The organism is Burkholderia sp. Bp9015, from assembly GCF_003853505.1.
In the GTDB taxonomy this organism is placed as follows: Bacteria; Pseudomonadota; Gammaproteobacteria; order Burkholderiales; family Burkholderiaceae; genus Burkholderia.
The window spans coordinates 33,434-59,904 of record NZ_QTPZ01000043.1; the positions used below are offsets into that span (position 1 = coordinate 33,434).

Below are 26,471 nucleotides of genomic sequence, written 5' to 3' on the forward strand. Positions count from 1 at the left end.
CCACACCGACAAAATGCCGACTCCCAAACGCCCCGATTTCGAGGAGCAGATGGCCACCCGAAAAAAGGGGCACTGAAAAAAGCTCCAGCGCCCCTTTTGGCTTTGATGCTGGTTTGCGCTCGTCAGGTAAGGCGCAGCCGGCAGGTAAGCGTCCCGTAACCCAAACCACAACAAGGCCCGTAACCGAAACTAATGGAACTCGGCACAGCCCGGCCCTCCACGATATACCCTCACTCCACCGTCACCGACTTGGCCAGATTCCTCGGCTTATCAATATCCGTCCCCCGTGCCAACGCCGCGTGATAAGCCAGCAACTGCATCGGCACCGTATGCAGAATCGGCGACAACGGCCCGTAGTACTCATTGAGTCGAATCACCTCGATCCCCTCACTCGGCACCAACCCGCAGTCCACATCCGCGAACACGAAAAGCCTGCCGTTCCGCGCGCTGACTTCATGCATGTTCGACCTGAGCTTTTCGAGCAGCACGTCATTCGGCGCCACCGCAATCACGGGCATTTCGTTACTGACCAACGCCAGCGGCCCATGCTTCAACTCCCCGGCGGGATAAGCCTCCGCGTGGATATACGAAATCTCCTTCATCTTCAGCGCGCCTTCGAGCGCGATCGGATAATGCATTCCGCGTCCGAGAAACAGCATGTTGTCGCGTCGCGCGAGCAGCTCCGACCAGCCCATGATCTGCGGCTCCAGCGCGAGCACCTTCGACATCGCATCGGGCAGATGCCGCAGCGCACGCAGATGCGCCTTCTCCTCGTCGTCGCTCAACCGCCCGCGCACCTGCGCCAGTGACAACGTCAGCAAGAACAACGCCACGAGCTGCGTCGTAAAAGCCTTCGTCGACGCCACCCCGATCTCGATCCCCGCACGCGTGACGAACTGCAGCGCGCATTCGCGCATCAGCGCGCTCGTCGCGACGTTGCAGATCGCGAGCGTGTGCAGCATCCCGCGCTGCTTCGCGACATGCACGGCCCCGAGCACGTCAGCCGTCTCGCCGCTCTGCGACACCGCGACGACCAGCGTGCGCGGATTCGGCACGCTGTCGCGATACCGGAACTCGCTCGCGATCTCGACACTCGCCGGCAGCTTCGCGATGCTCTCGATCCAGTACTTCGCGGTCAGTGCTGCGTGATAGCTGCCGCCGCACGCGAGCAGCAACACCGAATCGACGTCGTTGAACACGCGCCACGCGCCGTCGCCGAACAGCTCCGGCATGATCGACCCGACATCGAGCAGCGTATCGGCCACCGCCTGCGGCTGCTCGAAGATCTCCTTCTGCATGTAATAGCGATACGATCCGAGGTCGGCCGCGCCGCTATGCGCGGCCACCCGCTGCACCGCACGCTCGACGCGCTGGCCGGCCGCATCGACGATCCAGTAGCGATGCAGCTGGATATCGGCAACGTCACCGTTCTCGAGGTAAGCGATCCGATCGGTGATGCCCGACAACGCGATCGCATCCGACGCCAGGAAATTCTCGCCATCCCCGACACCGACGACGAGCGGCATCCCGTCGCGCGCACCGACGATCCGGTGCGGCTCGTCGCGGCACATCACCGCGATCGCGTAGCTGCCGCGTAGTCGCGCGACCGCGCGGCGCACCGCGTCGAACAGGTCGCCGTCGTACAGGTGATCGATCAGGTGCGCGATTGCCTCGCTGTCGGTCTGGCTCGCGAACACATAACCATGCGCCTGCAGTTCCGCGCGCAGTTGATCGCAGTTCTCGATGATCCCGTTGTGCGACAGCGCGATGCGCGCGTTGTCGTCGCTCGGCGAGAAGTGCGGATGCGCATTGAGCGTGACGGGCGCGCCATGCGTCGCCCAGCGCGTATGCGCAATGCCGGTGTAGCCCGACAGCGCATGCCCGGCGATCTCGCGCTGCAGGTTGGCGACGCGGTCGACGCTGCGCGCGCGGGCCAGCGCGCGATCGCGATAGACCACGACGCCGCACGAGTCGTAGCCGCGGTATTCGAGCCGCTTCAGCCCGTCGACGAGGTTCGGCAGGATGTCCCGCTGGGCAACCGCCCCGACAATTCCACACATAGCGCGCTCCGTAAATGTCCTGTCTGGACCCGTGACAGCGATGGTAGAGGCGCATGAGTGGAATTAAATTTCAAAATATATAAGAAGATGAAACAGACAGGCGATCGTCTATCATGTTGAAATTAAATTTCACACCCTGACCGGAAGGAGCCGTCCATGGCCGGCATCACGCTCGACGATCTCGACCTGCGCATTCTCGCGATCCTGCAGGACGACGCATCGGTGTCGAACCTGCAACTCGCCGAGCGCGCGCTGTCGTCGCCGCCGACCTGCATGCGTCGCGTGCGGCGGCTGACGGAAGCGGGCGTGATCCGCCGCCAGGTCGCGGTGCTCGATCCGGTCGCGATCGGCACGCCGGTCACGGCGTTGATCGAGATCAGCCTCGACCGACAGACGGCCGAAGACTACGACGCGTTCGAGGCCTACGTGTGCGCGGAGCCGGCGGTCACGCAGTGCTACCGCGTGTCGCCGGGGCCGGATTTCGTGGTGGTGGCCGACCTGGCCGACGTCGCCGAATACGACGCGTTCGCGCGGCGGCTGTTCACCGGCGCATCGAACGTCCGCAACGTGCGGACGTTCTTCTCGACGCATCGTGCGAAGTTCGAGGCGAACGCGCGGGTCGCGCATGCGATGCGCAAGCGTGCGTAGTCGTGCGTAAGCGCAGCCGTCACGCCGCGGCGGCCGCCGCGAGTTGCAGCGGCTTGCCGTACCCGAAGCAGTGCGCCGGCTCGGGAAACACGCGCTGCCGCACGTCGTGCGCGTACTGGCGGATCGCGTCGCGCATCACCGCGTTCGCATCGGCGTAGCGCTTCACGAAGCGCGGCGTGTACGCGTCGAATGCGCCGATCATGTCCTCGGTCACGAGCACCTGCCCGTCGCACGCGGGCGATGCGCCGATGCCGATGGTCGGGATCGACAGTGTTTCGGTCAGATGGCGCGCGAGCGCTTCCGCGGTGCCCTCGACGACGACGCTGAACGCGCCGGCCCGCTCGGCCGCGCACGCGGCGTCGAACACCTGCGCGGCCGAGCGCGGGTCCATCCCCTGCGCGCGGAAGCCGCCGGTCGCATTGGCCTGCTGCGGCATGAGGCCGACGTGCGCCATCACCGGAATGCCGCGCTCCGTCAGGAAGCGGATCGTGTCGGCCATCTCGCTGCCGCCTTCGAGCTTGACGCCTTGCGCGCCGGTTTCGGCGAGCAGCCGCGCGGCGGAGCGATACGCTTGCGCGGGCGATTCCTGATACGTCGAAAACGGCAGATCGACGACGACGCACGCCTGCGCGGTGCCACGCACGACTGCCGCGCCGTGCGCGCTCATCATGTCGAGCGTGACGCGCAGCGTATCGGGCATGCCGTACAGCACCATGCCGACGGAGTCGCCGACGATGATCACGTCGGCCACTTCGTCGACGAGCTTCGCCATCGGCGCGGAATAGGCGGTGAGCGAGACGAGTCTGCCGATGCCTTTCGTCGCGCGGATCGCGGTGACGGTCTTGCGGGTGGTGCGGGTATGCGCGCTCATGAACGGAAGCCGTGAGAAAGAAGAGTCGTTACGGTAGCATCGCGATCGTGCATGCAATGACCTTCGGAGGACGTCTTATGTCGCTGGCGGGACAATCAGGTGATCCGTATGCGGTGCCGTCGATGGCGCGCCTGCCGAGGCCGCTGTTCGTGCGCGCGTTCGGGATTCCCGGCAACGCGAGCGTCGACGCGCATAGTCACCCGTGGGCCCAGCTGATGTATGCGACGAGCGGCGTGCTGGAGGTATCGACACCGTCGGGCCGGCATCTGCTGCCGCCGCACTATGCGATGTGGATTCCGCCGCACGTGCCGCACGCGGTGTCGACGCGCGATTGCGTCGCGTTCCACAGCCTGTATCTCGACGATGCGATCGCGCGCGACGATGCCGCCGACGATTGCATGATCCTCTGCATGACGCCGCTGTTGCGCGAGCTGGTGATCGCGACCGGCGAGTTGCCGGTGGACTACGACGAGTCGGGGCCGGACGGTGCGCTCGTGTGCCTGATCGCCGACCGGATCGCGCGGATGCGGCCCGCGCCGCTGACGGTGCCGCTGCCGCACGATTCGCGTCTGCTCAAAATCGCGCGTGCCTTGCATGCGCATCCGGGCGACACGCGCAGTCTGGACGAATGGGGCCGTCAGGTCGGTGCGACACGGCGCACGCTGTCGCGTCTGTTCCGGCAGGACACGGGGCTGTCGTTCACCGAGTGGCGACAGGCCGTGCGGCTGCTCGCGGCGCTGCCGCTGCTCGATGCGGGCGAGCCGATCGGCGCGGTGGCCGCACAACTGGGCTACGACTCGACGTCGTCGTTCATCGCGCTGTTTCAGGCGAAGTTCAACGTGACGCCCGGCGTGTATGCGAAGCGTGAAGCGCGCCGGCCGGCATTGAGCGCATGACGCGGCAACGCGCGCCGCGGATCTTCGTTCAGAACGCCAGCGACTGCTGCATCGGATGACGTTCCCCGCGCGCGAACCCTGCGCCTTCGAGCGACAACAACGCGCGTTTGCGTTCGATGCCGCCTGCATAACCGGTCAGGCTGCCCGACGCGCCGATCACGCGATGGCACGGCACCATGATCGACACAGGATTGCGGCCAACCGCGCCACCGACGGCACGCGCCGCGCTCATCGGCAGCCCGACGCGTTCGGTGATGTCGCCGTACGAAACCAGCTCGCCGAACGGAATCGCGAGCAGTTCCTTCCACACGCTGCGCTGAAACGCGGTGCCGCGCAGATCAATCGGCACCGAGAAGGTCTCGCGCGTGCCGGTGAAGTATTCGGCGACTTCCTCGGCGACCTTGCGCGCGAGCGGCGACGCGCTGCGTACGTCCGCGTCCGGCGCGATCGCCAGCGACGGATAGTATTTCTGGCCGACGAAAAAAAGGCCTGTGAGCGCATCGTCCTCGATACGGATGGCGATGTCGCCCAGCGGGCTCGGAATCAGATGAGCGTGCGTCATCGCGAAGCTTCTCCATGAAGGCGCCACACATGCAGTGCGGCATACGCGCGCCACGGCGCCCAGTGCGCCGCGTGCGGCGCGGATGATGCGATGTGCAAACGCTCGGCGGCGGCGCGCGGAGCAAGCCACGCGTCGTCGGCGGGAAACGCGTTCGGCCAGGCCATCGCACGCATCGCGACGTACTGCACCGCGCATTCGTCGAAGCCGGGCAGCGCGCGCAACGCGCGGAGCGTCGCATCGAGCGGCGCCATCGGTTCGAGCGCGAGCGTGCCGTCGGCGACCGCACGTGCCAGCGCCACGATCGCCTGCGCCGCATCACGCGTCACGCCGGTTGCTTCGAGCGCCGCCGGCGGCACACTCGCCAGCGTTACTGCCGAAGGCAATGCATGCGTGAGCCCCGGCGGCGCGTGGTCCACCTGCGTGCCGAAGCGTTCGGCCACACGCGCCAGCACCCCACCAGCCGGCGTCGCCGCAAGTCGTTCGCCCGCGATCGCACGGATCGCGATCTCGAGCCCGTCGAACGCGCCGGGCACGCGCAGGCCGGGCGAGCCGCTCGCGAGTGCGCCGAGATGCGCGTCGATCACGTCGGGGCGGCTGTCGAGATCGAACAGCCGCCGCACGCGCGCGAGCACGGCCGGCACGACGGGCGTCAGCGCGGGCGATACGGTCACCGCGAGCGCAAACCGCTGCGGTACGTGCGTGACGGACAGCCAGCCCGTCAGATGCGTGTCGCCGTTGCCGTTCGGCAGCGCGACGACGCGCGCATAGCCGTGCGCGTCGATCCGCTCGACGCCGCCGATCCGCCGCTGCGCGAGAAATTGCATCAACGCGGGCCACGCGAACGGCGGCCGGTACGGCAGCGGAAAGGTCATATCGCCACCGGCGGATGGGCCGGCGCCCTTGCGCAAGCGCAGCGGATTGAGGCCGTAGCGTTGGCGGAACAAATCGTTGAAGCGTCGCACGCTGCCGAATCCGGCGGTCGAGGCAACGACCGCCACCGGCAGCGCGGTATCGGTCAGGAGACGCTTGGCCATCAAGAGCCGGTGCGTCTGCCCGAACTCGACCGGCGACACGCCGAACTGCGCGGCGAAGATCCGGCGCAGATGGCGCTCGGTCACGCCGACCCGCCGCGCGAGCGCGTCGACGGAATGCTCGTTCAGGAAACCGTCCTCGATCAGCGTGGCGGCCGCGTCGGCGAGATTGCCGGACAGGTCGAGCAGCCCGTGGCCGGGCGCGAGCTCGGGCCGGCAGCGCATGCACGGGCGAAAGCCGGCCTTCTCGGCGGCCGCGGCGGTCGGGTAATAACTGCAGTTCCGCGCCTTCGGCGGTTTCACCGGGCAAACGGGGCGGCAATACACGCCGGTCGTCGACACGCCGACGAAGAACCAGCCGTCGAAGCGGCGGTTCCGCGCAAGCAGGGCGTCGTAGCAGGTGTCGGGATCGAGGCGCATGCGACGACTGTAAACCATCCGCGCCGCCGATTCTGGCTGGAATCGGACATGTGTATCGACGCGCCATCCCGCGTCGTGGCCCCGTTTCGCATGCGGGAGAATCCCGGAAAAACGGTTAATGCCACTCTGCGAAACAGTCATCTCTTTTTGCGCGGCCAATTTTGAGATGACTCATCGAAATCCCCGACTGACACGGCACCGGGCCACGCCCTATCCTTTGAAAAACGTTTTCCAGAACTCGACGGACGACCGGCCGCGCCACGCAAGGGGCGTGGCCGCCGCCCGCCCCGGCGCCCGTCGCCGGTCACGGACAGCACAATCCAGCGGCGCGACGGGCGCGACCGCGTATCGGAGACATTCATGCAATCCGCCGTCGTCGGTGCCGTGCGCACCGCGGCCAGCCGCTACCGCTGGACCGTTTGTGCGCTGCTGTTCTTCGCGACCGTCATCAACTACATGGATCGACAGATCCTCGGCCTGCTCGCGCCGATGCTGCAGCACGACATCGGCTGGAGCCAGGTGCAGTACGGCCGCATCGTGATGGCGTTTTCCGCGTTCTATGCGATCGGCCTGCTCGGCTTCGGGCGCATCGTCGACTGGCTCGGCACGCGCATCTCGTATGCGGTCGCGATGCTGGTGTGGAGCATCGCGGCGATGCTGCACGCGGCGGTCGGCTCCGTGACGGGCTTCGCGGCGGTGCGCGCGTTGCTCGGGATCGGCGAGGGCGGCAACTTCCCGGCCGCGATCAAGACGACGGCCGAGTGGTTTCCGCGCCGCGAGCGCGCGCTCGCCACCGGCATCTTCAACTCGGGCGCGAACATCGGCGCGGTGTTCGCGCCGGCGATCATCCCCGCGATCGCGGTGGCCTACGGGTGGCGCGCGGCGTTCGTGATCATCGGCGCGATCGGCATCGTGTGGCTCGCGGTATGGCTGGTGATGTATCGCACGGCCGACACGCGCGCGCTCGCCGCGGAATACGACGAGCCGCGCGATGAAGCCGAAGCGCTCGACGCGGCGAACGCGGATGCCGGCGCGCCGCGCTGGGGCGAACTGATCCGCAAGCGCGAGACGTGGGCGTTCCTGATCGGCAAGTTCCTGACCGACCCGGTGTGGTGGTTCTATCTGTTCTGGCTGCCGAAGTGGCTCAACGAGTCGCGCGGGATGGACATGCAGCATATCGGCCTGCCGCTCGTGTGCATCTATGCGCTGACGACGGTCGGCAGCATCGGCGGCGGCTGGCTGTCGTCGGCGCTGCTGCGCGCGGGCTGGAGCGTGAACGGCGCGCGCAAGACGGCGATGCTGTTCTGCGCGTGCTGCGTGCTGCCGATCGCGTTCGTGTCGCAGGTGCAGAGCCTGTGGATCGCGGTGCTGATCGTCGGTCTCGCGGCCGCCGCGCACCAGGGCTGGTCGGCGAACCTGTTCACGACGGCGTCCGACCTGTTCCCGCGCCGCGCGGTCGCGTCGGTGGTCGGCATCGGCGGGATGGCCGGCTCGATCGGCGGCGTGCTGTTCTCGGAAGTGATCGGCCAGGTGCTGCAACGCACGGGCCACTACTGGGTGCTGTTCGCGATCGGCGCGCTGGCCTACCTGCTCGCGCTGGCGATCATGCACATGCTCACGCCGAAGATGAAGCCCGCGAAGCTCGACGCGTGATCGCGTGACGGCAAACGAACGCGCCGCCCGGAGGCGGCGCGTTTTTGTTTGCGAAGCGACGAAGCGACGAAGCGACGAATCAACGAATCAACGAATCAACGAATCAACGAATCAACGAATCAACGAATCAACGAATCAACGATACGCCGAAGCAGCGATACAGCGGATATCGAACGCGATGCGCGCTTCAATCCACCGCGGCCGTCGACGCGCGCATGATCAGCCGCGGCTCGAACGTCGAATAGCTCGCCTCGGTACGCCCGGCGAGCGCGTCGATCAGCTTCTGCATCGCGAGCTCGCCCATGTTTTCGCTCTGGATGTCGATGGTGGTCAGCGCGGGCGCCGCGTATGCGCCGTACGGCACGTTGTCGACGCCGGCAACCGACACGTCCTGCGGCAGCCGGAACCCGAGCGACGCCGCTTCCTTCATGAAGCCGAGCGCGATCAGGTCGTTGTAGCAGATCACGGCCTGCGGACGCTGCGGCCCGAGCATCACGCGCGAGCATGCGCGCTCGCCGGCTTCGGCGGTCGGCGCGTGCGCGTCGTGCACGTCGAGCGTGAGCCCCGCTTCCGCGAGACAGTCGCGCGCGCCCTGGATCCGTTCGTCGTTCACGCGCGCGGGCCCGAAGCCGAGGTACGCGATGCGCGTATGGCCGAGATTGAGCAGGTGACGCGCAAGCATGTAGGTGGCGAGCCGGTTGTCGATGCCGACGCTCGGAATCGGCAGGCCGGGGCTGCGCCGCAGCAGCACGAGCGGCTTGTGCAGGTCGAGCATCCAGCCGGCCTGGTCGTCGGGCATCCGCGTGCTGACGATCAGCCCGTCGACGCGCTGCGCGAGCGCCTCGATCAGCGAGCGTTCGCGCGCCTGGTTCTCCTCGGTATCGACGAGCAGCAGCGTGTAGTCGTGCTGGAGCGCGACGCGGTTCGCGCCCTTCACGACGTTCGTGAAGTGCGGGTTGCTGATGTCGAGGATCACGAGGCCGATGGTGCGCGTGCGCCCGGTGATCATCGAGCGCGCGAGCGGGTTCGAACGGTAGCCGAGTCGCTCGATCGCTTCCTTGAGCCGCGCTTCGACGGTCGGCGAAAAGCGCTGCGTGCCGTTCACGTACTTGGAGACCGTCGCGACCGACACACCGGCTTCCGCGGCCACGTCGCGGATCGTCGGGGAAACTTTTTTCATCGGAAGGGTAACGTTTTCGTTCGATTGCACCGGATTGTGGCAGAAAAAGCCGGCGTCCGGCCGCCGGACGATATCGGGAAAATGCGGATGGGGGCGAACAGGTTCAACCATTGACGTTCGGCTTTTGCCCCGCGTATAGTTGGAAAACGTTTTCCGATTTTTTGCCGGCTCTGTCGGTTTCGGGCAACGTCCAGGACACCTCAGAACAGATTCAAGGAGATTCGATGAACGCCACATCCACCGGCGCACGCAAGCCGTTCGGGCGCCTGCTGCTGACCGGCGCGGCCGGCAATCTCGGCCGTCAGCTGCGCGGCGCGCTGGCGAACTGGGCCGACGTCGTGCGCGTGAGCGACATCGCCGCGCTGGGCGACGCCGCCCCGCACGAAGAAACCCGGGTCGTCGACCTGGCCGACCGGCCCGCGGTGATGGAACTCGTCGACGGCGTCGACGCGATCGTCCACCTCGGCGGCATTTCGGTCGACGCGCCGTTCGACGATCTCGTCGATGCGAACATCACCGGCACGTACAACCTGTACGAAGCCGCGCGCAAGCACGGCGTGAAGCGCGTCGTGTTCGCGAGCTCGAACCATGCGATCGGGTTCCATCCGGTCACGGAAGTGCTCGATGCCGATTCGCCGCAGCGTCCGGACAGCCTGTATGGCGTGACGAAGTGCTTCGGCGAGTCGCTGTCGCGCTACTACTTCGACCGCTTCGGGATCGAGACGGTGTGCCTGCGGATCGGCTCGTCGTTCGAAGTGCCGAAGAACCCGCGCATGCTCGTGACGTTCCTCAGCTATCGCGACTTCACCGAGCTCGTGCGCTGCTCGCTGCTGACGAACCGCGTCGGGCACGCGATCGTCTACGGCGTGTCGGACAACCCGGTGAAGTGGTGGGACAACACGAAGGCCGGCTTCCTCGGCTTCCGGCCGCAGGACAGTTCCGAGCAGTTCGCCGGGCTGTTCCCGGTGACGGCGCCGAGCGCCGAGTACGACGATCCCGCGCAACGCTTCCAGGGCGGCGGGTTCGTCGTCGGCGAGCCGATGGAGCGCAACGCGAAGTAAGCGAGGCGGGCTCGCGCACGTCGATCAGCGCAGGATGTCGGTCGCCTTGTGCCGCTCGTCCACGCCGTCGATCAGGATCAACGGGCCGCTCGCGTGCCGCGCGCGCAGCGGCTGGATCTGCCGGTACGCGTCCGATTCGTACCACGCGCGCGCCGTATCGAGATCGGGAAACGCGATCGCGATCAGGTCGCCGCGCCACTCGCCTTCGCGCACGTCGGGCCGCGCGCCGTGAATGACGAAACGGCCGTCGAACGGCGCGAGCGTGCCGTCGATGCGTTCGAGGTATTCGACGATGTCGTCGCACATGTGAACGTCGTGCAGGTGGGCGATGGCGTAGGCGGTCATGGCAGGCTCCGGGGTGTCGATGCGATGCGTCGATCGTTCGTCGTTGATCGGTGAAGCCATGATCCATGCGCACGCGGCGCGCGTCGATTACCTGCGACGTAAGCAAATCCGCGCAGCCGTGCGCGCGGGCCGCCCCGCGTGAACCACACCGCAAGACCCGGCGCACGCGTGCGCTCGCCGCGCCTACGCGCGCTTGCGCATCGGCCGAGGGTGCGCCACCGGCGCAGGCGCCGGCACCGACTCGGCTTCCTCCTTGCACAGCTTGTCGAGCATGCGTTGTGCGGCGCCCGCGCAGTCCTCGCCGGCGGGCTTGTTCGCGATCTCGTCGATCAGCGTCTGCAGGTTGCGCCGGTTCTGCGCGAGCCGCTGCTCGAGCAGCGCGATTTCGTCGACCTTGTGCCGCAACGCCTCCAGCAGTTCGTCGCGCGGCCATGCGCCGAGATCGGGCGGCAGCACCGCGCGAATCTCGTCGAGCGCAAAGCCCGCGCGCTGCGCGCGGTCGATGATCGCGAGCCGCGTCAGCGCTTCCGGCCCGTATTCGCGATAGCCGTTCGCCTGCCGGCGCGCCGGTTCGAGCAGGCCGCTCGCTTCGTAGAACCGGATGCGCGACGCCGCGATGCCGCTGGTGCGCGCCAGCTCGCCGATTTTCATGCTCGTGCTCCAGTGGGGCTTGACCTTGAAGCTGACTTTAAAGTTATGGTTGGGCATCGTCAATCGAGGAAGTCCACCATGAACCTGTTTGCGCCCCTCACGCTGCCCAATGGCGCGGTGATCCCGAACCGGCTCGCCAAGGCCGCGATGGAAGAGAACATGGCCGATGCGGATCACGCGCCGTCCGACGCGTTGCTGCGCCTGTACCAGGCGTGGGCCGACGGCCGGGCGGGCCTGATCCTGACCGGCAACGTGATGGTGGACGGCCGCGCGATGACGGGGCCGAACGGCGTCGTGCTCGACAGCGACGCGCATCTCGACCGCTTCCGGCGATGGGCGCAGGTCGCGCGCTCCGGCGGCGCGCACGTGTGGATGCAGATCAACCATCCGGGGCGCCAGATGCAGGCGGCGCTCGGCCAGACGACGCTCGCGCCGTCGGCCGTGCCGCTCGCGCTCGGCGCGCTGTCGAAGCAGTTTCCGGTGCCGAAGGAGATGACGGAAGCCGACATCGCCGACGTGCAGCAGCGCTTCGTGCGCGCCGCGCAGCTTGCCGAGCAAAGCGGCTTCACCGGCGTGCAGATCCACGCGGCGCACGGTTACCTGCTCAGCCAGTTCCTGTCGCCGCTGACGAACCGCCGGCAGGATGCGTGGGGCGGCAGCATCGAGCACCGCGCGCGGTTGCTGCTCGACATCGTGCGCGCGGTGCGTGCGACGGTATCGCCGGCGTTCGTCGTGTCGATCAAGCTGAATTCGGCCGATTTCCAGCGCGGCGGCTTCAGTGCGGACGACGCGAAGCGCGTCGTCGAACTGCTGAATCCGCTGGGCGTCGATCTCGTCGAACTGTCGGGCGGCAGCTACGAAGTGCCGGCGATGCAGGGCGAGGCACGCGACGGACGCACGCTGGCCCGCGAAGCGTATTTCCTCGAATTCGCACGGGACATCACGGCCGTCGCGGCGATGCCGCTGATGGTCACGGGCGGGATCCGGCGTCGCGCGGTGGCCGAGCAGGTGGTCGCGAGCGGCGTGGCGATGGTCGGCATCGCGACCGCGCTGTCGATCGAGCCGAACCTGCCGCGCGACTGGCAGGCCGGCAAGGACAGCGCGCCGGCGCTGCAGCCGATCCGATGGAAGAACAAGGCGCTGGGCGCGCTGGCGAACATGGCCGTCGTGAAGTTCCAGCTCGCCCGGTTGAGCGTCGGGCGGCGTACGCATCCGGGCGTGTCGCCGCTGCGCGCGCTGGTGTCACAGCAACTCGCCGCGCAGTGTCAGACGCGGCGGTACCGCAAGTGGATGGCGGGGCGGGCGGCGCGCTAGCCGCGCACGCGGCGCGTCGGGCTGCCCGAGGCCCGCTCACACCGGATACGCGTCGTCGACCTTCAGGTTCGCGAGCCGGAACAGCGTGCGCAGCGTCTGCGGATGAATGTCGCGGTGCGCGGCGAGCGACGTCAGCATGAAGTCGAGGACCTTCGCGTAGCGCAGCAGTACGAGGCAGTGCGCGAGATCCGCGCTGCCGCCGCGCATGGCTTCCGCGTAGCTGACCATCCGGGTCGACAGCGTGCGCGCCATCTCGAGTTCCATCTGCTGCTTTTCCGTCCATTCGGGCTGCGGCTGTTCGAGCAGTTTCGCGAGGAAGATCTGGAACGACGTATCGGACGAATTGGGCAGCGCATCCATGATGTGCCTCGCAGCTTGCGTGGATCGTTCGGGCGTATCCGGGGGACGTCCCGATCCGGGTTCGTGTTCGCGCCGATCGTCGGCGCGGCTGTCACTGCAATGCGAATGCAGGTTCCGTACCAGCCCTCGATCCGATTGTTGAGCACTGTTGACGCGGGTCGCGGCAGCGGTCGTTGCGTCCCGCCGGGACTGGCTTGCGCGGAAAATCGAGCAGGGCGCCCATCCGCCGCGCGCGATCGCAGTCGGCCGCGCGACAGGGGCCGGACGGACGAAATGCTTCAGCGATGTAACGTAACGCCGGGTTGAAAACGGTCGAGTGTGTCGATCGACGAAGCGCTGCAAGGTCGCGGAGCATGGGCGTCGGCGGCGTCCCCGCGGCCTCGGGACGGTCTCGTGCGGCGAGCCGCGACGCCACCCGCCGCGCGTTGAAGGCGCGCGCCGCATGCGCCGGATGTTTCATATCCGAGACGTTTTTTTCGCGGCCCGCCGGACGCGCCGTCCCGGCTTCAGCGCTTCAGAAGATGAAGCCGGTGTTGATGAACTTCGAGTAGTGATCGGACACGATCGAATCGAGCAGCTGCTTGCTGCCGTCGGTCTGCTTCGCCGCGACCATCGAGCGGATCGAGAACGCGCGCAGCGCGTCGCTCACCGACAGCGTGCCTTCCGCCGAATCCTTGCGCCCGGCGAACGGGAACACGTCCGGCCCACGCTGGCACTGGCAGTTGATGTTCACGCGGCACACCTGGTTCACGAGCGGATCGACGAGCGCGCCGATCTGCGCCGGATCGGAACCGAAGATGCTGACCTGCTGCCCGTGCTCCGAGGTCGTCACGTAATCGAGCGCGGTTTCCACGTCGTCGAACGGCGCGACCGGAATGATCGGCCCGAACTGCTCCTCGCGATACAGCTTCATCCCTTCGGACACCGGATACACGACGGCCGGGTAGAACAGCGTCTTGCTGAACTCGCCGCCTGAGTGGTTGACGACCTGCGCGCCCTTGGCCTTCGCGTCGTCGATCGCGTCGGTCATGTACGCGGTGCGATGCATGCCCGGCAGCGGCGTGATGCTCACGCCTTTCTCCCACGGCATGCCGATCTTCAGCTGTTCGAGCGCGGCGGTGAAGCGTTTCAGGAATTCGTCGACGATCGAGCGGTGCACGAGCAGCATCTTCAGCGCGGTACAGCGCTGGCCGTTGAACGACAGCGCGCCGAGCAGGCACTCCTTCACGGTGAGGTCGAGATCGGCGTCGGGCAGCACGATCGCCGCGTTCTTCGCGTCGAGGCCGAGGATCGCGCGCAGCCGGTGCGACTTCGGGTGCTGCTTCTTCAGGTGATCGGCGACCTTGCTCGAACCGATCAGCGCGAGCACGTTGATCTTGCCCGACGCGAGCATGTGCGGCACGACCACCGCGCCCGGCGCGTAGATCGTGTTGATCACGCCTTTCGGGAACGCGTCGCGGAACGCCTCGAGCAGCGGCTCGAACAGCAGCGTGCCGTACTGGGGCGGCTTGAACACCACGGTGTTGCCCATCAGCAGCGCGGGGATCAGCGTCGCGAAGGTCTCGTTCAGCGGATAGTTGTACGGCCCCATGCACAGCACGACGCCGAGCGGCGTGCGGCGGATCTGGCCGATCGTGCCTTCCGCGATCACGAAGCGCGAATTCGCGTTGTCGAGCTCCTTCAGCGCGTCGATCGTCTGCGTCATGTACGTGACGGTGCGGTCGAACTCCTTCTGCGAATCGGCGAGGCTCTTGCCGATCTCCCACATGATCAGGTTCACGACCAGCTCGCGCTGCGCGACCATCCGCTTGATGAAGTCCTGCATGCAGGCGATGCGCTGCTCGACCTTCATCGTCGGCCACTCGCCGCGGCCCGAGTCGTACGCGCGCACCGCGGCGTCGAGCGCCGCGTCGCTTTCCGTCTCGCCCATCACCGGATAGCTGCCGATCTCCATCTGCGCGACGCTGCCGTCCGGCTGGCGCACGCACACGGGCGACAGCACGGTCTTGGTCGAGCCGTCCCACGGACGCAGCTCGCCGTCGACCAGCGACACGCGCTGGTGGATGGGGGCTGCGAGCCGGAACTCGGCGGGGATGTCCTGATAGGCGGGAAACAGCTGCTGCAGGGAAGCGGAATCGGGCATGACGGTCTCGTTTGACGGGGGTGTCCGGTAAGGACGGGCGATGCGGAATCCTGAGCTGAACGATCCTCGATCCTGAATCGGCATGATGACGCGCGGACGACGGGACGTCACGCGTCGGCATGGCCGAAACGCGGAATGGAACCAGTTCCATTAAAAAGGAACGCCGAGCCGATTGCAAGATTTGCCGAATGCCATCGCACCACGCGTAAACAATTTGAAGGATTGTGTCCGAATGGCGGGTATAAGCCGCTCGGTGCATACGCAAACGTTTCACTTCGGCCGCATTGAGCGGATAATGACCCGGCGCGGCGAAGAAAAAATTGCCCGGAACCTGAGAGAAAACAGACGCAGTGAAGAAAAGAGAGAAGGTCCGCCGCGCTGCCGAAGCGAGGTCGGCTGCCCGGAGCGCCGGGTCGGGGTTGCCCGGCTCGGCGCGCACCGGACCTCCGGTGACGCGACGCGATCACTCGACGTCTTCGTCGTCCTCCGCATCCATGTCATCGTCCTCCCTGTCCCGCCCCGGCGCCGCATACGCGCTCGCCTGTTCCAGCAGCCACGCCCGAAACGATTCCAGCGGCTTGCTGTGGCTGAACTCCGTCGGATACACGAGGTAGTACGCCGAATCGCCGACCGTCGCCGCGTCGCACGGCACGACGAGGCCGAGCTGCTGCAACTGTTCCTCGACGAAGAACTTCGGCACCAGCGCGACGCCGAGCCCGGCCGCGGCCGCGCTGATCAGCATCGTGTGCAGCTCGTAGCGCACGCCCTGCATCGTGCGGATGTCCTCGACGCCGTGCGTCTCGAACCACTGCGCCCATGCGCCGGGACGCGTGGTCGAGTGCAGCAGCGGATACGCGAGCAGATCCTCCACGCGTTCGACCGGCCCGTCGAGCAGCGCCGGCGAGCAGATCGGCACGACTTCCTCGCCGAACAGGTAGTCGGACGACGTGCCGGGCCAGGTCGGCTTGCCGTAGTGGATCGCGGCTTCGAAGTGCGTGTCCTCGAACGAGAACAGGTCGGTGCGGCTGCCCATGTTCACGCGCACGTCCGGCGTGCGGTCGTAGAAGCTCTTGATGCGCGGAATCAGCCAGTGCGACGCGAAGGTCGGCAGCACCGCGAGTTCCAGGTAGCCGCCGCCGCTGCCGTGCGCGATGATCGACAGCGTGTCGCGGTCGAGCGCCTCCAGCGCGCGCCGCACCTGCGTGCCGTACAGCTTGCCGGCGCGCGTGAGCACGACGCGCTGCTTCACGCGCGCGAACAGTCGCACGCCGAGGCTCGCCTCGAGCGTCGCGATCTGCCGCGATACCGCGCTTTCGGTCAGGAACAGCTCCTTGGCCGCGTGCGTGAAGCTCTCGTGGCGCGCCGCGGCTTCGAAAGCCACGAGCGCGCCCATGTTGGGGATCTTGAATTTGCGCATGATGCTCGTTTTGTCTGACGAACGGACCGGCCCGCGGCGGGCCGTCGGACGCGTGTGGGGACCACGAATAATTCCAAAAACTCATCACGTGTCAATTTAATCTCGCTTTACGCCCCGCTGCAACCCTTTGAATAATGCATCCCACGCAAGGCCAGGCGCCCGATGGGCGGCCGGCCAATCGAGTTGCCGGCACGTTTGCCGGCGGTCCCCCGAACACGAGAATCCTGATGCGCAATCCGAATATCGAGAGCTTGCTGACGAAGCTGCTGGGACAGGCGAAGACCGACGCCCTGTTCGCGACCCTGAACATGCCGGCCATCCTCGACGAATGGGAAACCGACGTCGTCACGCGCGCGGAAATCGCGCAGGCGATGAACATGGCGCTGTTCGAAGGGCTGCTCGAACGTTCGGCGAACGGCCGCGCATATACGGCCGATGCCATCGAAAACGGCGGCTCGGTCTACTTCGACCACGGCGCGCTGCGCACGGTGCGCTGGCCGCACACGGGCGCGCTGCCGCCGGGCGAAGCCGCGTTCACGCGCATCCTGCGTCCGCTCGGCTTCCGCCTGAACGGCCGCTATCCGCTCGACAAGCTCGGCATGACCGGTCGCGCGTATGCGCACGAAGACGCGCCGGACGAGATCGCGCAGTTCTTCGTCAGCGAACTGCATCCGGAGCGCTTCTCGAAGGAATTCCAGCAGGCCGTGACGAACGTCGTGAGTTCGTCGCGCGATCCGCTGTCGCCGGCGGCCGTCGCGCTCCTGTGGGAGATCGAGCGCGAAGGCTGGCTGTCGCTCGACGCCGCGCATGCGCTGCTGCCCGAGATCGTCGGTGCGTTCGCGCGCCAGCACGACCTGCCGAACGAACTCGACTACGAAACGCTGCTGCTCGAATCGGCCGAGATGGCGTGGATCGCGACCGAAGGCAACGCGTTCAACCATGCGACCGATCGCGTGGCCGACGTGTTCAAGCTGTCCGACGACGAGAAGGCGAAGGGGCGGCCGATGAAGCCGGAAGTCGAGCGCTCGCGTTCGGGCCGTGTGTTCCAGACCGCGTATCGCGCGGACATCGTCGAGCGCGAGTTCCGCACGCGCGACGGCGGCACGGTGAAGCGCAACGTGCCGGGCTCGTTCTACGAGTTCATCACGCGCCGTCGCACGTTCGACCAGGCGGCGCGCCGCTGGGTGACCGACCTGCGTTTCGATGCGGGCAACGCGCAGGGCATCTTCAAGATGACGGCGAACGCGGCGAAGTAAGCGCGACGCCGTACGAAAAAAACGGGCCGGTGGCTGAGCATAGCCACCGGCCCGTTTGCGTTCAATGGGCGCCGCGATCGTCAGAACAGGTGCGTCACCAGATAGAACAGCAGCAGCACGCCGATCGGTACGCCGAGCAGCCAGGCGATCAGATACTTGCCCATGTCGTTGTCCTCTTCATGGCCGCGACGCGGGATGCGCCGCGGCGGGGTGAGACGACCGGCGCGTTACAGCTCGCGATCGAATTCCTTCAACTGCTTCTCGGCTTCGTCGCGCGCAATCCCGTAACGCTCCTGGATCCTGCCGGAGAGGTAGTCGCGGTTGCCTTCGGCGACCTTCAGGTCATCGTCGGTCAGCTTGCCCCACTTCGCCTTCATCTTGCCGGTCAGCTGCTTCCATTGACCCTTGATCTTGTCCTCGTTCATGATGCGCTCCTGTCATAAGGGGAGAAAAAAGTGCGGCACGCGGCCGCGTGATAGCTCAGGCCTTCGCCTTCAGGCCGGCTGCGTCGACGTGCTTCACGCCCTTGATCGAGCGCGTCGCGGCGATGGCCTTCTTCACCGCGACCCGCGACGGCAGCACGCCCGTCAGCGTGACGACGCCGTCGACCGTCTTCACGCTGATGTGCGTACTCTTCACGCCCTCGGTGGTCGCGAGTTCGCTCTTCACCTTGGTCGTGATCCACGTGTCGGTCACGGGCTGGTTCGATTCCGTCTTCATGCCTTCGTCGGACGACGACGCCTGTGCGTTCGTGAGCGGGGCGGCGCAAAGCAGGAACGCCGCGCTGACGGCGAGCAACGCCGACAGGTTCGAGGTCTTGTTCATGGGATGTGCTCCTTCGATTGACGTGATGGATGGGCGAGTCGGTGCAGGCGCGCCGCGCGTCATCGCGCGATCGGCGTGTCGTAGCCGGGCTCGCGCGGCGGCATGTCCGGACGCGGCACGTCGGGCGGCAGCGGCACCGGCGGATCGGTGCCGGGCGACGGTTCGGGCGGATTGTCCGGAGCCGGCTCGGGCCGCGTCGGATCGGGTGTCTGATGCAGCTTCATCAGTTGGTCCTCCTCTGCGGTATGGAAGGGCAGCGCGTGAGCGCCGATGCAGTACCAGCGTACCGGCGCGAACGCATGCGGGCATCGCGCAAATTCACCGGATCGGCTAGTGCGTTTGCACGGGGACGGAACGGGGAAGCGGGAACGGGAAATGCGTCGTGACACGCGCGATGCGGGACGACAGACGCGGGAGGCGCGCCGCGCGCCGCTTGGCGGGACGGCGCACGCAGGCGGCGCGGCATGCGAATGTACTATTGCGCAGGGTGCATCCGTGCCTCTCGACCGCGTCGACCGCACGCGATCATCGCGGCGCGCGCCGGCCGCACATGTCGGCGCTTATCGGCGCGGCGGCGACCCGCCCGGCAACAATATCGACCACGTGGACCACCGATCAATGGACGAACGAGTCAACGAACAGGTGCTCAAGTCGCATACCGACCGGCGCCAGCTGCATCAGATCATCGCGGGGCTCACCGAGGGCGTGATCCTCATCGAACCCGACCAGCGCATCGTATGGGCGAACGAGGCCGCGCTCGCGATGCACGGCGTGACCGAGCTCGACGCGCTCGGCGCGGACGTCACCGAGTATCGCGAGCGCTTCCGGTTGCGCTACCGGAACAACCGTCCGGTGCGCGACGGCCACTATCCGATGGACCGCGTGATCGCGGGCGAGGAGTTCAGCGACGTGACGGTCGAAGTCGAATCGGCGGCCGACGAGAACGTGAGCTGGGTTCACCGGATCCGCAGCCTCGTGCTGACGAACGCGGCCGGCGAGCCCGACTGTCTCGCGCTCGTGCTGCACGATGCGACCGAATGGGCGAGCGCCGAGGACCGCTTCGAGCGCACGTTCAACGCGAACCCGGCGCCGGCCGTGATCTGCCGGCTCGACGACCTGCGCTACGTGAAGGTCAATCAAGGCTTCCTCGAGATGACGGGCCATGCGCGCGACGACGTGCTCGGCCGCTCCGTCTACGAACTCGACGTGCTCGAACAGGCCGAGCGGCGCGAACTCGCGATCGAGCGGCTGGGCGAGGGCGCGACGATCCCGCAGATGGAGGCCGTGCTCAAGCGCGCGGACGGCGGCACGAAGGCGGTGGTGGTCGCCGGGCAGCCGATCGACATGAACGGCGAGCCGTGCATGCTGTTCACGTTCATGGATCTCGAGCCGCGCAAGCAGGCCGAGCTCGCGCTGCGGCAGAGCGAGGAGCGCTTCGCGAAGGCGTTCCGGATGGCGCCGGTCGCGACCGCGATCGTCACGGCCGACGGTTTCGTGCTGCTCGACGTGAACGACGCGTTCGTCGGGATGGCCGGCCATGCGCGCGACGACCTGCTCGGCAAGTCCGCGGACGAGATCGGCCTGTGGGCCGAACGCGGCGCACGGCAGTGCATCGACACGCAGCTCGCGCGCGACGGCAACGTGCGCAACGCAGATGTGCAGATCCGGACGCGCGACGGCGACGTGCGCGATTGCGTCGTGTCGGCCGAGCCGGTCGCGATTCACGGGCAGGATTGCCTGCTGATCGCGCTGCTCGACATCAGCGATCGCAAGCGCACCGAGATGGAACTCGTCTATGCGATCGAGACCGCGATGCAGGATGCGTCGTGGTTCAGCCGCACGCTGATCGAAAAACTGGCGAACGTGCGGCGCGCGAATGCGCCGGACGCGGGCGCTCAGCTGTCGGACCTCACCGCGCGCGAGCGCGACGTGTTCGACCTGCTGTGTCACGGCCTCGCCGACAAGGAGATCGCCGGCCGTCTCGGGCTTGCGCCGAACACGGTCCGCAATCACGTCGCGACGATCTACGCGAAGCTCGACGTGCATAGCCGCGGCGAGGCGATCGTGTGGGCGCGCGAGCGCGGGATTGTCGGCACGTCCGATGCGAACGGTGCGCGAGGCGAGAAAGCTGCCGACAAGAACGGCTAGAACTGACGCCTGCCGTCGGGCCATCGGTGCGAATGCACCATGCAGGCTGGTGCATCCGCATCTGCCGCGCGCCGCGCGCGGCTGCGATCCTGTCCACTCGGCGGTGCGGCGCGGGCTGCCGTGCCGTCGTCTCTCTCCCCAACTCATCGCAGGAGACGACCATGGACAGGAATCGCATCGAAGGCAAGCTCAAACAGGTGAAGGGTTCGGTCAAGGAAGCGCTCGGCAAGGTGACGGGCGACCGCGAGACGGAAGCGGAAGGCGTGGCGGAGCAGCAGGCCGGCAAGCGTCAGGAGCAGGCCGGCGAGGCGGCCGATGCGGAGCGCAAGCAGACGGGCACCGACCGGCATTGAGCGGCACCGGGCGCCATTGATCGAATCGCGCGAGGTGCGCTGCGTTGCCGCCGTGTGGCATGGCGATGATTCTCCATCGGCATGACCCGGCGCGGCCTTGGGGCAACGGTACGTGCGCGCATCCCGCTCGATGCGTTCGCTTCCAGGCCGCCGTCGCGCGGGCCGCGGATCGGTGGCACGGGCACTTGATGACAATTCCTCACAACATAGTTCCGATATTTCGTTTGCTGCACGCGTATTGGCTACCCACAATCGGTTCACCTCTTTCGCGCTGACAGGTTCCCCGGAGACGGAACCGCGGTGATCGACCGGCAGGCGATGCGCCATGAGCGATGCCCCGGCGACAGAAAAAAACACCGGCACGCGGGAGGTCGCCGGCGCGCGATGGTCGCGCGTCGCATCCCGACCCACAGAAGAAGGATTGGCCGATGACGTTCCGCATTCGTTCGCTTTCCGGCATTGCATTGACCGCTGCGATTCTCGCGTTCCAGACGGGCGCGGCGCATGCGCAGGAAACCGTCGTCAAGGTCGGCGTTGCCGTGCCGCTGACCGGCGGCGGCGCCGCGTATGGCAAGGACATCGAGAACGGCGTGCGCATGGCCGTCGACGAGGCGAACGCCGCGCACCCGACGATCGGCGGCAAGCCGGTGAAATTCGTCGTCGCGTCGCAGGACGACCAGAGCGATCCTCGCATCGGCGTGCAGGCCGCGCAGCAGCTGACCGACGCGCAGGTGGCCGTCGTCATCGGCCACTTCAATTCGGGCACGACGCTGCCCGCGTCGAAGATCTACGCGAAGGCCGGCATTCCGATGATCACGCCGTCGGCGACCAATCCCGACATCACGCGCGCCGGGCTCGGCACCGTGTACCGCGTGATCGCGACCGACGCGCAGAACGCCGGCAATGCCGGTGCGTATGCGGCGAGCGTGACCAAGGCGAAGCGCATCGCGATCATCGACGACCGCACCGCGTTCGGCCAGGGCGAAGCCGACGAATTCGAGAAGGCCGCGAAGGCGAACGGCGGCACGATCGTCGCGCGCGAATTCACGAACGACAAGGCCGTCGACTTCAGCGCGCAGCTCACGAAGATCAAGAGCACGAATGCCGACCTGGTGTTCTTCGGCGGCCTCGACGCGCAGTCCGCGATGCTGGTCAAGCGCATGCGCCAGCTCGGCATCCGCGCGCAGTTCCTGGCCGGCGGCGGCGTGATGAACGCGAACTTCATCAGGCTCGCGGGCAATGCGGCCGAAGGCGCGTCGGTGTGGGAATACGGACAACCGCTGTCGCGTCTCGCGAAGGGCAAGCAGTTCGAAACGAAATTCAAGCAGAAGTACGGCGTCGACATGCTCGCGTATGCGCCGTTCGCGTACGACGCGACGTGGATCGCGATCAACGCGATGCAGAAGGCGAACTCGACGAAGCCGGCCGATTTCAACGGCGCGCTGAAGGGCACGCGCTACGACGGCATCACCGGCACGATCGCGTTCACGAACACGGGCGACCTGAAGAACCCGAGCTCGACGCTGTATGAAGTGAAGAACGCCGCGTGGCAGCCCGTCACCACGCAAACGGCGGACTGAGGACCCGAATTACCCGAACGCGCGCGGACTTTCGCGGCGAGCCCGGACGTGCTGAAATAGCCCCAGCGATCGGATCCGATCGCGGCGCATGTCGGGGCGACTCGCCGGGGGCACGGTCTGCCGCGCACGGCGCCGCGCGCGACGCGGCACGAACAACCTTCGGGCGCGGCCGGCCGGCCGCGCCTTTCACGTGCAACTGGAGTCAGTCGTGAGTTCTCAAGTCGTCATCGTCGGCGGTGGTGTGATCGGCAGCTCGATCGCCTATTTCCTGCGCGCTACCGATCCGACGGTGTCCGTCACCGTCATCGAACGCGATCCCACCTATGCGAAATCGTCGTCGGCGCTGTCGGCCGCGTCGATTCGCCAGCAGTTCTCGACGCCGCTGTCGATCGAGATGTCGCTGTTCGGGATCGACTTCCTGCGCACGATCGGTGAGCGGCTCGAAGTCGACGGCACGCGCCCGTCGATCGATCTGCATGAAGGCGGCTACCTGTTTCTCGCGACGCCGGCTGGTGACGCGACGCTGCGCGAGAACCACGCGCTGCAGACGAAGCTCGGCGCCGATATCCGGTTGATGGATCGCGACGCGCTGCGCGTGAAGTTTCCCTGGCTGAACGTCGACGATCTCGTGTCGGGCGCCTATGGCGCGAGCGGCGAAGGGTGGTTCGACGGTTACGGGCTCGTGCAGGCGCTGCGCAAGAAGGCGCAGGCGCTCGGCGCGCGGTATGTGCCGGCCGATGTGACCGGCGTCGTGCGCGATGGTCGCAAGATCACGCACGTGGTGACGAACGACGGCGAGCGCTACGCATGCGACACGCTCGTCAACGCGGCCGGTGCGTGGACGCGCACGCTGTCGTCGATGATGGGCATCGACATTCCCGTGTACGCGCGGCGTCGCAGCATCTTCAATGTGTCGTCGCCGGCGAAGCTCACCGATTGCCCGCTGCTGATCGATCCGACCGGTGTGTATTTCCGGCCGGAAGGACGCACGTACATCTGCGGGACGTCGCCGAGCCCCGATCGCGACCCCGACGACCTGCCGCTCGACGAGGTCGATCACGACCTGTTCGACGAGGTGATCTGGCCGACGCTCGCGAATCGCGTGCCGGAGTTCGAAGCGCTGCGCGTGGAGAACTGCTGGTCCGGGTACTACGAGTACAACGTGTTCGATCACAACGCGATCATCGGGTATCACCCCGAGCTCGACAACGTCGTGTTCGCGAACGGGTATAGCGGGCACGGGCTGCAGCAAGGGCCCGCGACCGGGCGTGGAGTGAGTGAACTGATCCTGGGCGGGCGATACGAATCGCTCGACCTGTCGTCGCTCGGCTGGGAGCGTGTGCTCGAAAACCGGCCGATCGTCGAAAAGAACGTCGTGTAGCGCGGCGTGACCGCCCGGTGTGTGGTGGGCGGGATTCTCCTTGTGTCTCAATCTGATTGGCCCGGCTTTGCCGGGCTTTTTTTGGGTTCATCGCAGAGCAAGCGGCCACCGTGCTCTGTCACCCGCTGGTAGCGGCCCGGCCAGTCAAGCTTCTCCAGCGTCGGCCCACCGCAGCGTTCGCACCAGACCCGGTGTCGGGGCACGTGCAGCACCACCCGGTACTCGAACAACGGCAGATCACGTACCCGCCGTACGGTCGTTTCATGAATCTGGTGGCAACGCGCCCCCGATTGCTCGCAGTACATGACCTTGCTGACCGGCTTCAGGTAGAGCGACAGCGTGCGGCTATCGCCTTGCGGCCACTCCACTCGATCTAGCCGATAGCTGTCCAGCAGCCCAGTGCTTGCAGTGCCTTGCGATCGAGCAATTCTTCCTCCGACTTCCTCAAAATCAGGTGTCAGATTATGCAATCGCTCGAAAACCCTCCACGGTTTCCTGCGATGAACCAAATATAGGCACCTCAGCAAGTCACTTCGCTTGCCCCGAAACACGAACACGTGTCTAGAGATTAGAACTTTCTCCAGCACCGCCTGCACTGTAGCCGATGAGTTGAATCCCCATCGCATACGCCCAAACGCGCGATATCGCTGCGCCAATCACGCTGAACGCAGACCCGGTGATCTCACGCGTGACCGCGTCGGCCGCGAGCGCGTCGTCATCAGCAGCGGCGGCAGGCTATCACGAGACGTATGACGACGCTTGAATGGCCAGTAGAGCATGGTGAAACGACAGCCGGTCGGCAAGGCTTGTAAATCAATGCAACATCACGGATCGAAGGCTTGCCTATCTGATGCTGCTCGTGCAGTCTCATATTAGTAATCTGTTGTACTGCACGATGCCCGTCCACTTATAAGCGGCGAGCTAGCTCAAAGACTATTCTTGCGGGATCCCCAATGTATAAAGCGATTGCATACGCACTGCGTCATCCCGACCGCCCAAGATGGTTGCTTCCCGCCGTCGCTTTGGTCGCGTTGTACGCGGCCAATCCTTTCAATTTCGCGGTTCCATTCGTCGGAATTGTGGGCGACGGAGTGCTGGTTCCGATGGCGTTGCATTTGATGATCCGATGTCTTCCGACCCAGCTACAACATCTACACCACAGATGAGGCATAAAACCGGTCGGTCGGCATCTGGCTATCGTCAACAATCGGCGGCCTCATCAGATTTCCTCTGTCGCCCTTTGTTCGGTGGAGATTTTTAGACCATCGTTAACGGATTTTAATTCCACCAATGAGTAACAATGCCTTTATTGCTAAAGTCAATGAACAACTGACGCGCATATCCATTTTCTTTCGCTGCCTTCCCATCCTGAGCGGAAGTCGCGATCGTTTTGGCACCGTTAACCCTTCTATTTGCGCCATTAACTTGATCACTAACAGCGCCCACTGTATTTTGCGCCGTAGATAAACCCATTTGAGATAAACCGGAAGTAATTCCACTAAGCATCCCTCCCATGCGTTCCATTACATTTGGAGTCGATGCGGTACTTTCATTGTAATACCAAGTTTCCCTGCCATCATCTTTCGTTTGCTTGGAATTTGAATCTCCATATAGCGCAACCACATCGGCCTTCGTGGTTTTTCCTACAACAATGTGTTGCCTGACATAGCTCGGTGAAAATTTATCTATTTGATTACCGCTGCTTGACGGCATTTGCGTACAGGCTGTGGTGCTTGCCAGAATTGAAATTGCAAAAAGCGAAATCAACGTTTTCATATATTGGACCCTCAATGGTTCATTCAACCATCATAATGGAAGTGAAATTTGTCTTGCACCAGACGGTTGCATGAAAATACGAACGACAATTTGATCGAACGTCGGGGTATTAGACCCCTGGATAGTATCGGCCCCAGCCATTTTGCATGTGGACTCCCGTAATTATTATTCTCGATCGACGAATCGTCGACCGACATCAACTTCATCGCCGGTGCGACAGATCTAACGCCATGGCAGTAAGACAGAAATTGTCCGCCCCCAATTCGAATTAAGAAGTTGTTTTTTCTAAAATGAAAGAGGGTAATTCGCGGCACCCTCTCTTTGATAAGGTATAGCACTACGTAAGATAGGTGCAATGAAATCGACGGGTACTTTGCAATCCTTGACAGTTCACAATAGCTCCCTCGTCGAGCACAAGCTCAATCGATTTCGCCGTTGATACATGCTGCAATGCCGCGCTGGTACATATGAAAAGGTGAAGGACTGCGGTTCTACAACCGGCCACGTAGGGCCAATGGCCCGGACGCTGATGACTATCGG

General features: G+C 65.5%; 24 protein-coding genes and 1 pseudogene. 10 read left to right on the forward strand and 15 right to left on the reverse strand.

All coding sequences use genetic code 11. From position 1 onward, the window contains the following. Nucleotides 1–230 precede the first annotated feature (230 nt). Nucleotides 231–2,060 carry a glutamine--fructose-6-phosphate transaminase (isomerizing) gene (gene glmS, locus DIE12_RS32465; protein ID WP_044848347.1) on the reverse strand — a complete coding sequence of 610 codons (1,830 nt, stop codon included), beginning with the start codon at nt 2,058–2,060 and terminating at the stop codon, nt 231–233. Between the two features lie 156 nt (nt 2,061–2,216). On the opposite strand from glmS, the gene DIE12_RS32470 reads away from it, so the two are divergent. After that, nucleotides 2,217–2,708 (forward strand): Lrp/AsnC family transcriptional regulator, encoded by a 492-nt coding sequence (locus DIE12_RS32470; RefSeq protein ID WP_124523340.1) that lies wholly within the window; start codon nt 2,217–2,219, stop codon nt 2,706–2,708. Between the two features lie 19 nt (nt 2,709–2,727). On the opposite strand, the gene panB is transcribed toward DIE12_RS32470, so the two are convergent. Then, complete coding sequence (gene panB, locus DIE12_RS32475; RefSeq protein WP_124523342.1) at nt 2,728–3,579, reverse strand: 3-methyl-2-oxobutanoate hydroxymethyltransferase; 852 nt, start codon at nt 3,577–3,579, stop codon at nt 2,728–2,730. 77 nt (nt 3,580–3,656) lie between these two features. On the opposite strand from panB, the gene DIE12_RS32480 reads away from it, so the two are divergent. After that, nucleotides 3,657–4,475, forward strand: coding sequence for a helix-turn-helix transcriptional regulator (locus tag DIE12_RS32480; protein ID WP_124523344.1), 819 nt, complete (start codon nt 3,657–3,659; stop codon nt 4,473–4,475). Between the two features lie 28 nt (nt 4,476–4,503). Here DIE12_RS32480 and DIE12_RS32485 read toward each other — a convergent pair whose 3' ends face one another. Together DIE12_RS32485 and DIE12_RS32490 are read right to left on the reverse strand one after the other, a co-directional pair. Further along, nucleotides 4,504–5,037, reverse strand: coding sequence for a methylated-DNA--[protein]-cysteine S-methyltransferase (locus DIE12_RS32485; protein ID WP_124523346.1), 534 nt, complete (start codon nt 5,035–5,037; stop codon nt 4,504–4,506). Next, the gene (locus DIE12_RS32490) at nt 5,034–6,506 is read right to left on the reverse strand and encodes a DNA-3-methyladenine glycosylase 2 family protein (RefSeq protein WP_124523348.1); all 1,473 of its coding nucleotides are present in this window, start codon (nt 6,504–6,506) and stop codon (nt 5,034–5,036) included. The genes DIE12_RS32485 and DIE12_RS32490 overlap by 4 nt, the downstream gene beginning before the upstream one ends. 342 nt (nt 6,507–6,848) lie before the next feature. On the opposite strand from DIE12_RS32490, the gene DIE12_RS32495 reads away from it, so the two are divergent. Then, a complete protein-coding gene (locus DIE12_RS32495; protein ID WP_044848352.1) occupies nt 6,849–8,141 on the forward strand; it encodes an MFS transporter in 1,293 nt (430 codons plus the stop codon). 187 nt (nt 8,142–8,328) lie between these two features. On the opposite strand, the gene DIE12_RS32500 is transcribed toward DIE12_RS32495, so the two are convergent. Then, nucleotides 8,329–9,432, reverse strand: a complete 1,104-nt coding sequence (locus DIE12_RS32500) for a LacI family DNA-binding transcriptional regulator (protein ID WP_124523349.1) — start codon at nt 9,430–9,432, stop codon at nt 8,329–8,331. A gap of 113 nt (nt 9,433–9,545) precedes the next feature. Between DIE12_RS32500 and DIE12_RS32505 the strand changes: the two genes are divergently transcribed. Next, the gene (locus DIE12_RS32505; protein ID WP_124523351.1) at nt 9,546–10,382 is read left to right on the forward strand and encodes an NAD(P)-dependent oxidoreductase; all 837 of its coding nucleotides are present in this window, start codon (nt 9,546–9,548) and stop codon (nt 10,380–10,382) included. Between the two features lie 24 nt (nt 10,383–10,406). Here the strand turns inward: DIE12_RS32505 and DIE12_RS32510 are convergent, their stop codons facing one another. Together DIE12_RS32510 and DIE12_RS32515 are read right to left on the reverse strand one after the other, a co-directional pair. Beyond that, nucleotides 10,407–10,727 carry a DUF1330 domain-containing protein gene (locus DIE12_RS32510; protein ID WP_124489268.1) on the reverse strand — a complete coding sequence of 107 codons (321 nt, stop codon included), beginning with the start codon at nt 10,725–10,727 and terminating at the stop codon, nt 10,407–10,409. 183 nt (nt 10,728–10,910) lie between these two features. Further along, nucleotides 10,911–11,378 (reverse strand): MerR family transcriptional regulator, encoded by a 468-nt coding sequence (locus tag DIE12_RS32515; protein WP_124489269.1) that lies wholly within the window; start codon nt 11,376–11,378, stop codon nt 10,911–10,913. A gap of 78 nt (nt 11,379–11,456) precedes the next feature. On the opposite strand from DIE12_RS32515, the gene DIE12_RS32520 reads away from it, so the two are divergent. Next, a complete protein-coding gene (locus DIE12_RS32520) occupies nt 11,457–12,692 on the forward strand; it encodes an NADH:flavin oxidoreductase/NADH oxidase family protein (RefSeq protein WP_124489270.1) in 1,236 nt (411 codons plus the stop codon). Nucleotides 12,693–12,728: 36 nt separating this feature from the next. Here the strand turns inward: DIE12_RS32520 and DIE12_RS32525 are convergent, their stop codons facing one another. From DIE12_RS32525 to DIE12_RS32535, 3 genes are all read right to left on the reverse strand, one after another. Continuing rightward, nucleotides 12,729–13,052 carry a DNA-binding protein gene (locus DIE12_RS32525; protein WP_124489271.1) on the reverse strand — a complete coding sequence of 108 codons (324 nt, stop codon included), beginning with the start codon at nt 13,050–13,052 and terminating at the stop codon, nt 12,729–12,731. 514 nt (nt 13,053–13,566) lie between these two features. Then, complete coding sequence (locus tag DIE12_RS32530; protein ID WP_124523353.1) at nt 13,567–15,195, reverse strand: NADP-dependent glyceraldehyde-3-phosphate dehydrogenase; 1,629 nt, start codon at nt 15,193–15,195, stop codon at nt 13,567–13,569. A 463-nt stretch (nt 15,196–15,658) separates the two neighbouring features. Beyond that, nucleotides 15,659–16,612 (reverse strand): LysR family transcriptional regulator, encoded by a 954-nt coding sequence (locus tag DIE12_RS32535; protein ID WP_044848360.1) that lies wholly within the window; start codon nt 16,610–16,612, stop codon nt 15,659–15,661. A 227-nt stretch (nt 16,613–16,839) separates the two neighbouring features. Between DIE12_RS32535 and DIE12_RS32540 the strand changes: the two genes are divergently transcribed. Then, nucleotides 16,840–17,868, forward strand: a complete 1,029-nt coding sequence (locus tag DIE12_RS32540) for a DUF1338 domain-containing protein (RefSeq protein WP_124489273.1) — start codon at nt 16,840–16,842, stop codon at nt 17,866–17,868. Nucleotides 17,869–18,095: 227 nt separating this feature from the next. On the opposite strand, the gene DIE12_RS32545 is transcribed toward DIE12_RS32540, so the two are convergent. From DIE12_RS32545 to DIE12_RS38295, 3 genes are read right to left on the reverse strand one after another with little or no spacing between them, the layout of a single operon-like run. Beyond that, nucleotides 18,096–18,293: a CsbD family protein gene (locus tag DIE12_RS32545; protein ID WP_044849025.1), complete on the reverse strand. Its 198-nt coding sequence runs from the start codon at nt 18,291–18,293 to the stop codon at nt 18,096–18,098. A gap of 55 nt (nt 18,294–18,348) precedes the next feature. Then, on the reverse strand, nt 18,349–18,693 hold the full coding sequence (locus DIE12_RS32550; protein ID WP_124523355.1) for a BON domain-containing protein: 345 nt from the start codon (nt 18,691–18,693) through the stop codon (nt 18,349–18,351). A gap of 59 nt (nt 18,694–18,752) precedes the next feature. Further along, nucleotides 18,753–18,917 carry a hypothetical protein gene (locus DIE12_RS38295; RefSeq protein ID WP_167357956.1) on the reverse strand — a complete coding sequence of 55 codons (165 nt, stop codon included), beginning with the start codon at nt 18,915–18,917 and terminating at the stop codon, nt 18,753–18,755. A 394-nt stretch (nt 18,918–19,311) separates the two neighbouring features. Between DIE12_RS38295 and DIE12_RS32555 the strand changes: the two genes are divergently transcribed. The 4 genes from DIE12_RS32555 (at nt 19,312) to DIE12_RS32575 (ending at nt 24,155) form a co-directional block, all read left to right on the forward strand. After that, complete coding sequence (locus tag DIE12_RS32555; RefSeq protein ID WP_124489276.1) at nt 19,312–20,841, forward strand: helix-turn-helix transcriptional regulator; 1,530 nt, start codon at nt 19,312–19,314, stop codon at nt 20,839–20,841. 161 nt (nt 20,842–21,002) lie between these two features. Beyond that, the gene (locus DIE12_RS32560) at nt 21,003–21,194 is read left to right on the forward strand and encodes a CsbD family protein (protein WP_044849023.1); all 192 of its coding nucleotides are present in this window, start codon (nt 21,003–21,005) and stop codon (nt 21,192–21,194) included. A gap of 428 nt (nt 21,195–21,622) precedes the next feature. Next, a complete protein-coding gene (locus DIE12_RS32570) occupies nt 21,623–22,774 on the forward strand; it encodes a branched-chain amino acid ABC transporter substrate-binding protein (RefSeq protein WP_124489278.1) in 1,152 nt (383 codons plus the stop codon). A 208-nt stretch (nt 22,775–22,982) separates the two neighbouring features. Further along, entirely contained in the window at nt 22,983–24,155 is a 1,173-nt protein-coding gene (locus DIE12_RS32575) for an FAD-binding oxidoreductase (protein WP_124523357.1), read from the forward strand. Nucleotides 24,156–24,271: 116 nt separating this feature from the next. Here DIE12_RS32575 and DIE12_RS32580 read toward each other — a convergent pair. Next, a pseudogene (locus tag DIE12_RS32580) lies at nt 24,272–24,582 on the reverse strand (ISL3 family transposase); the annotation flags it as partial. An 851-nt stretch (nt 24,583–25,433) separates the two neighbouring features. Beyond that, nucleotides 25,434–25,931, reverse strand: coding sequence for a hypothetical protein (locus tag DIE12_RS32590; protein ID WP_124523361.1), 498 nt, complete (start codon nt 25,929–25,931; stop codon nt 25,434–25,436). Nucleotides 25,932–26,471: the final 540 nt, after the last annotated feature.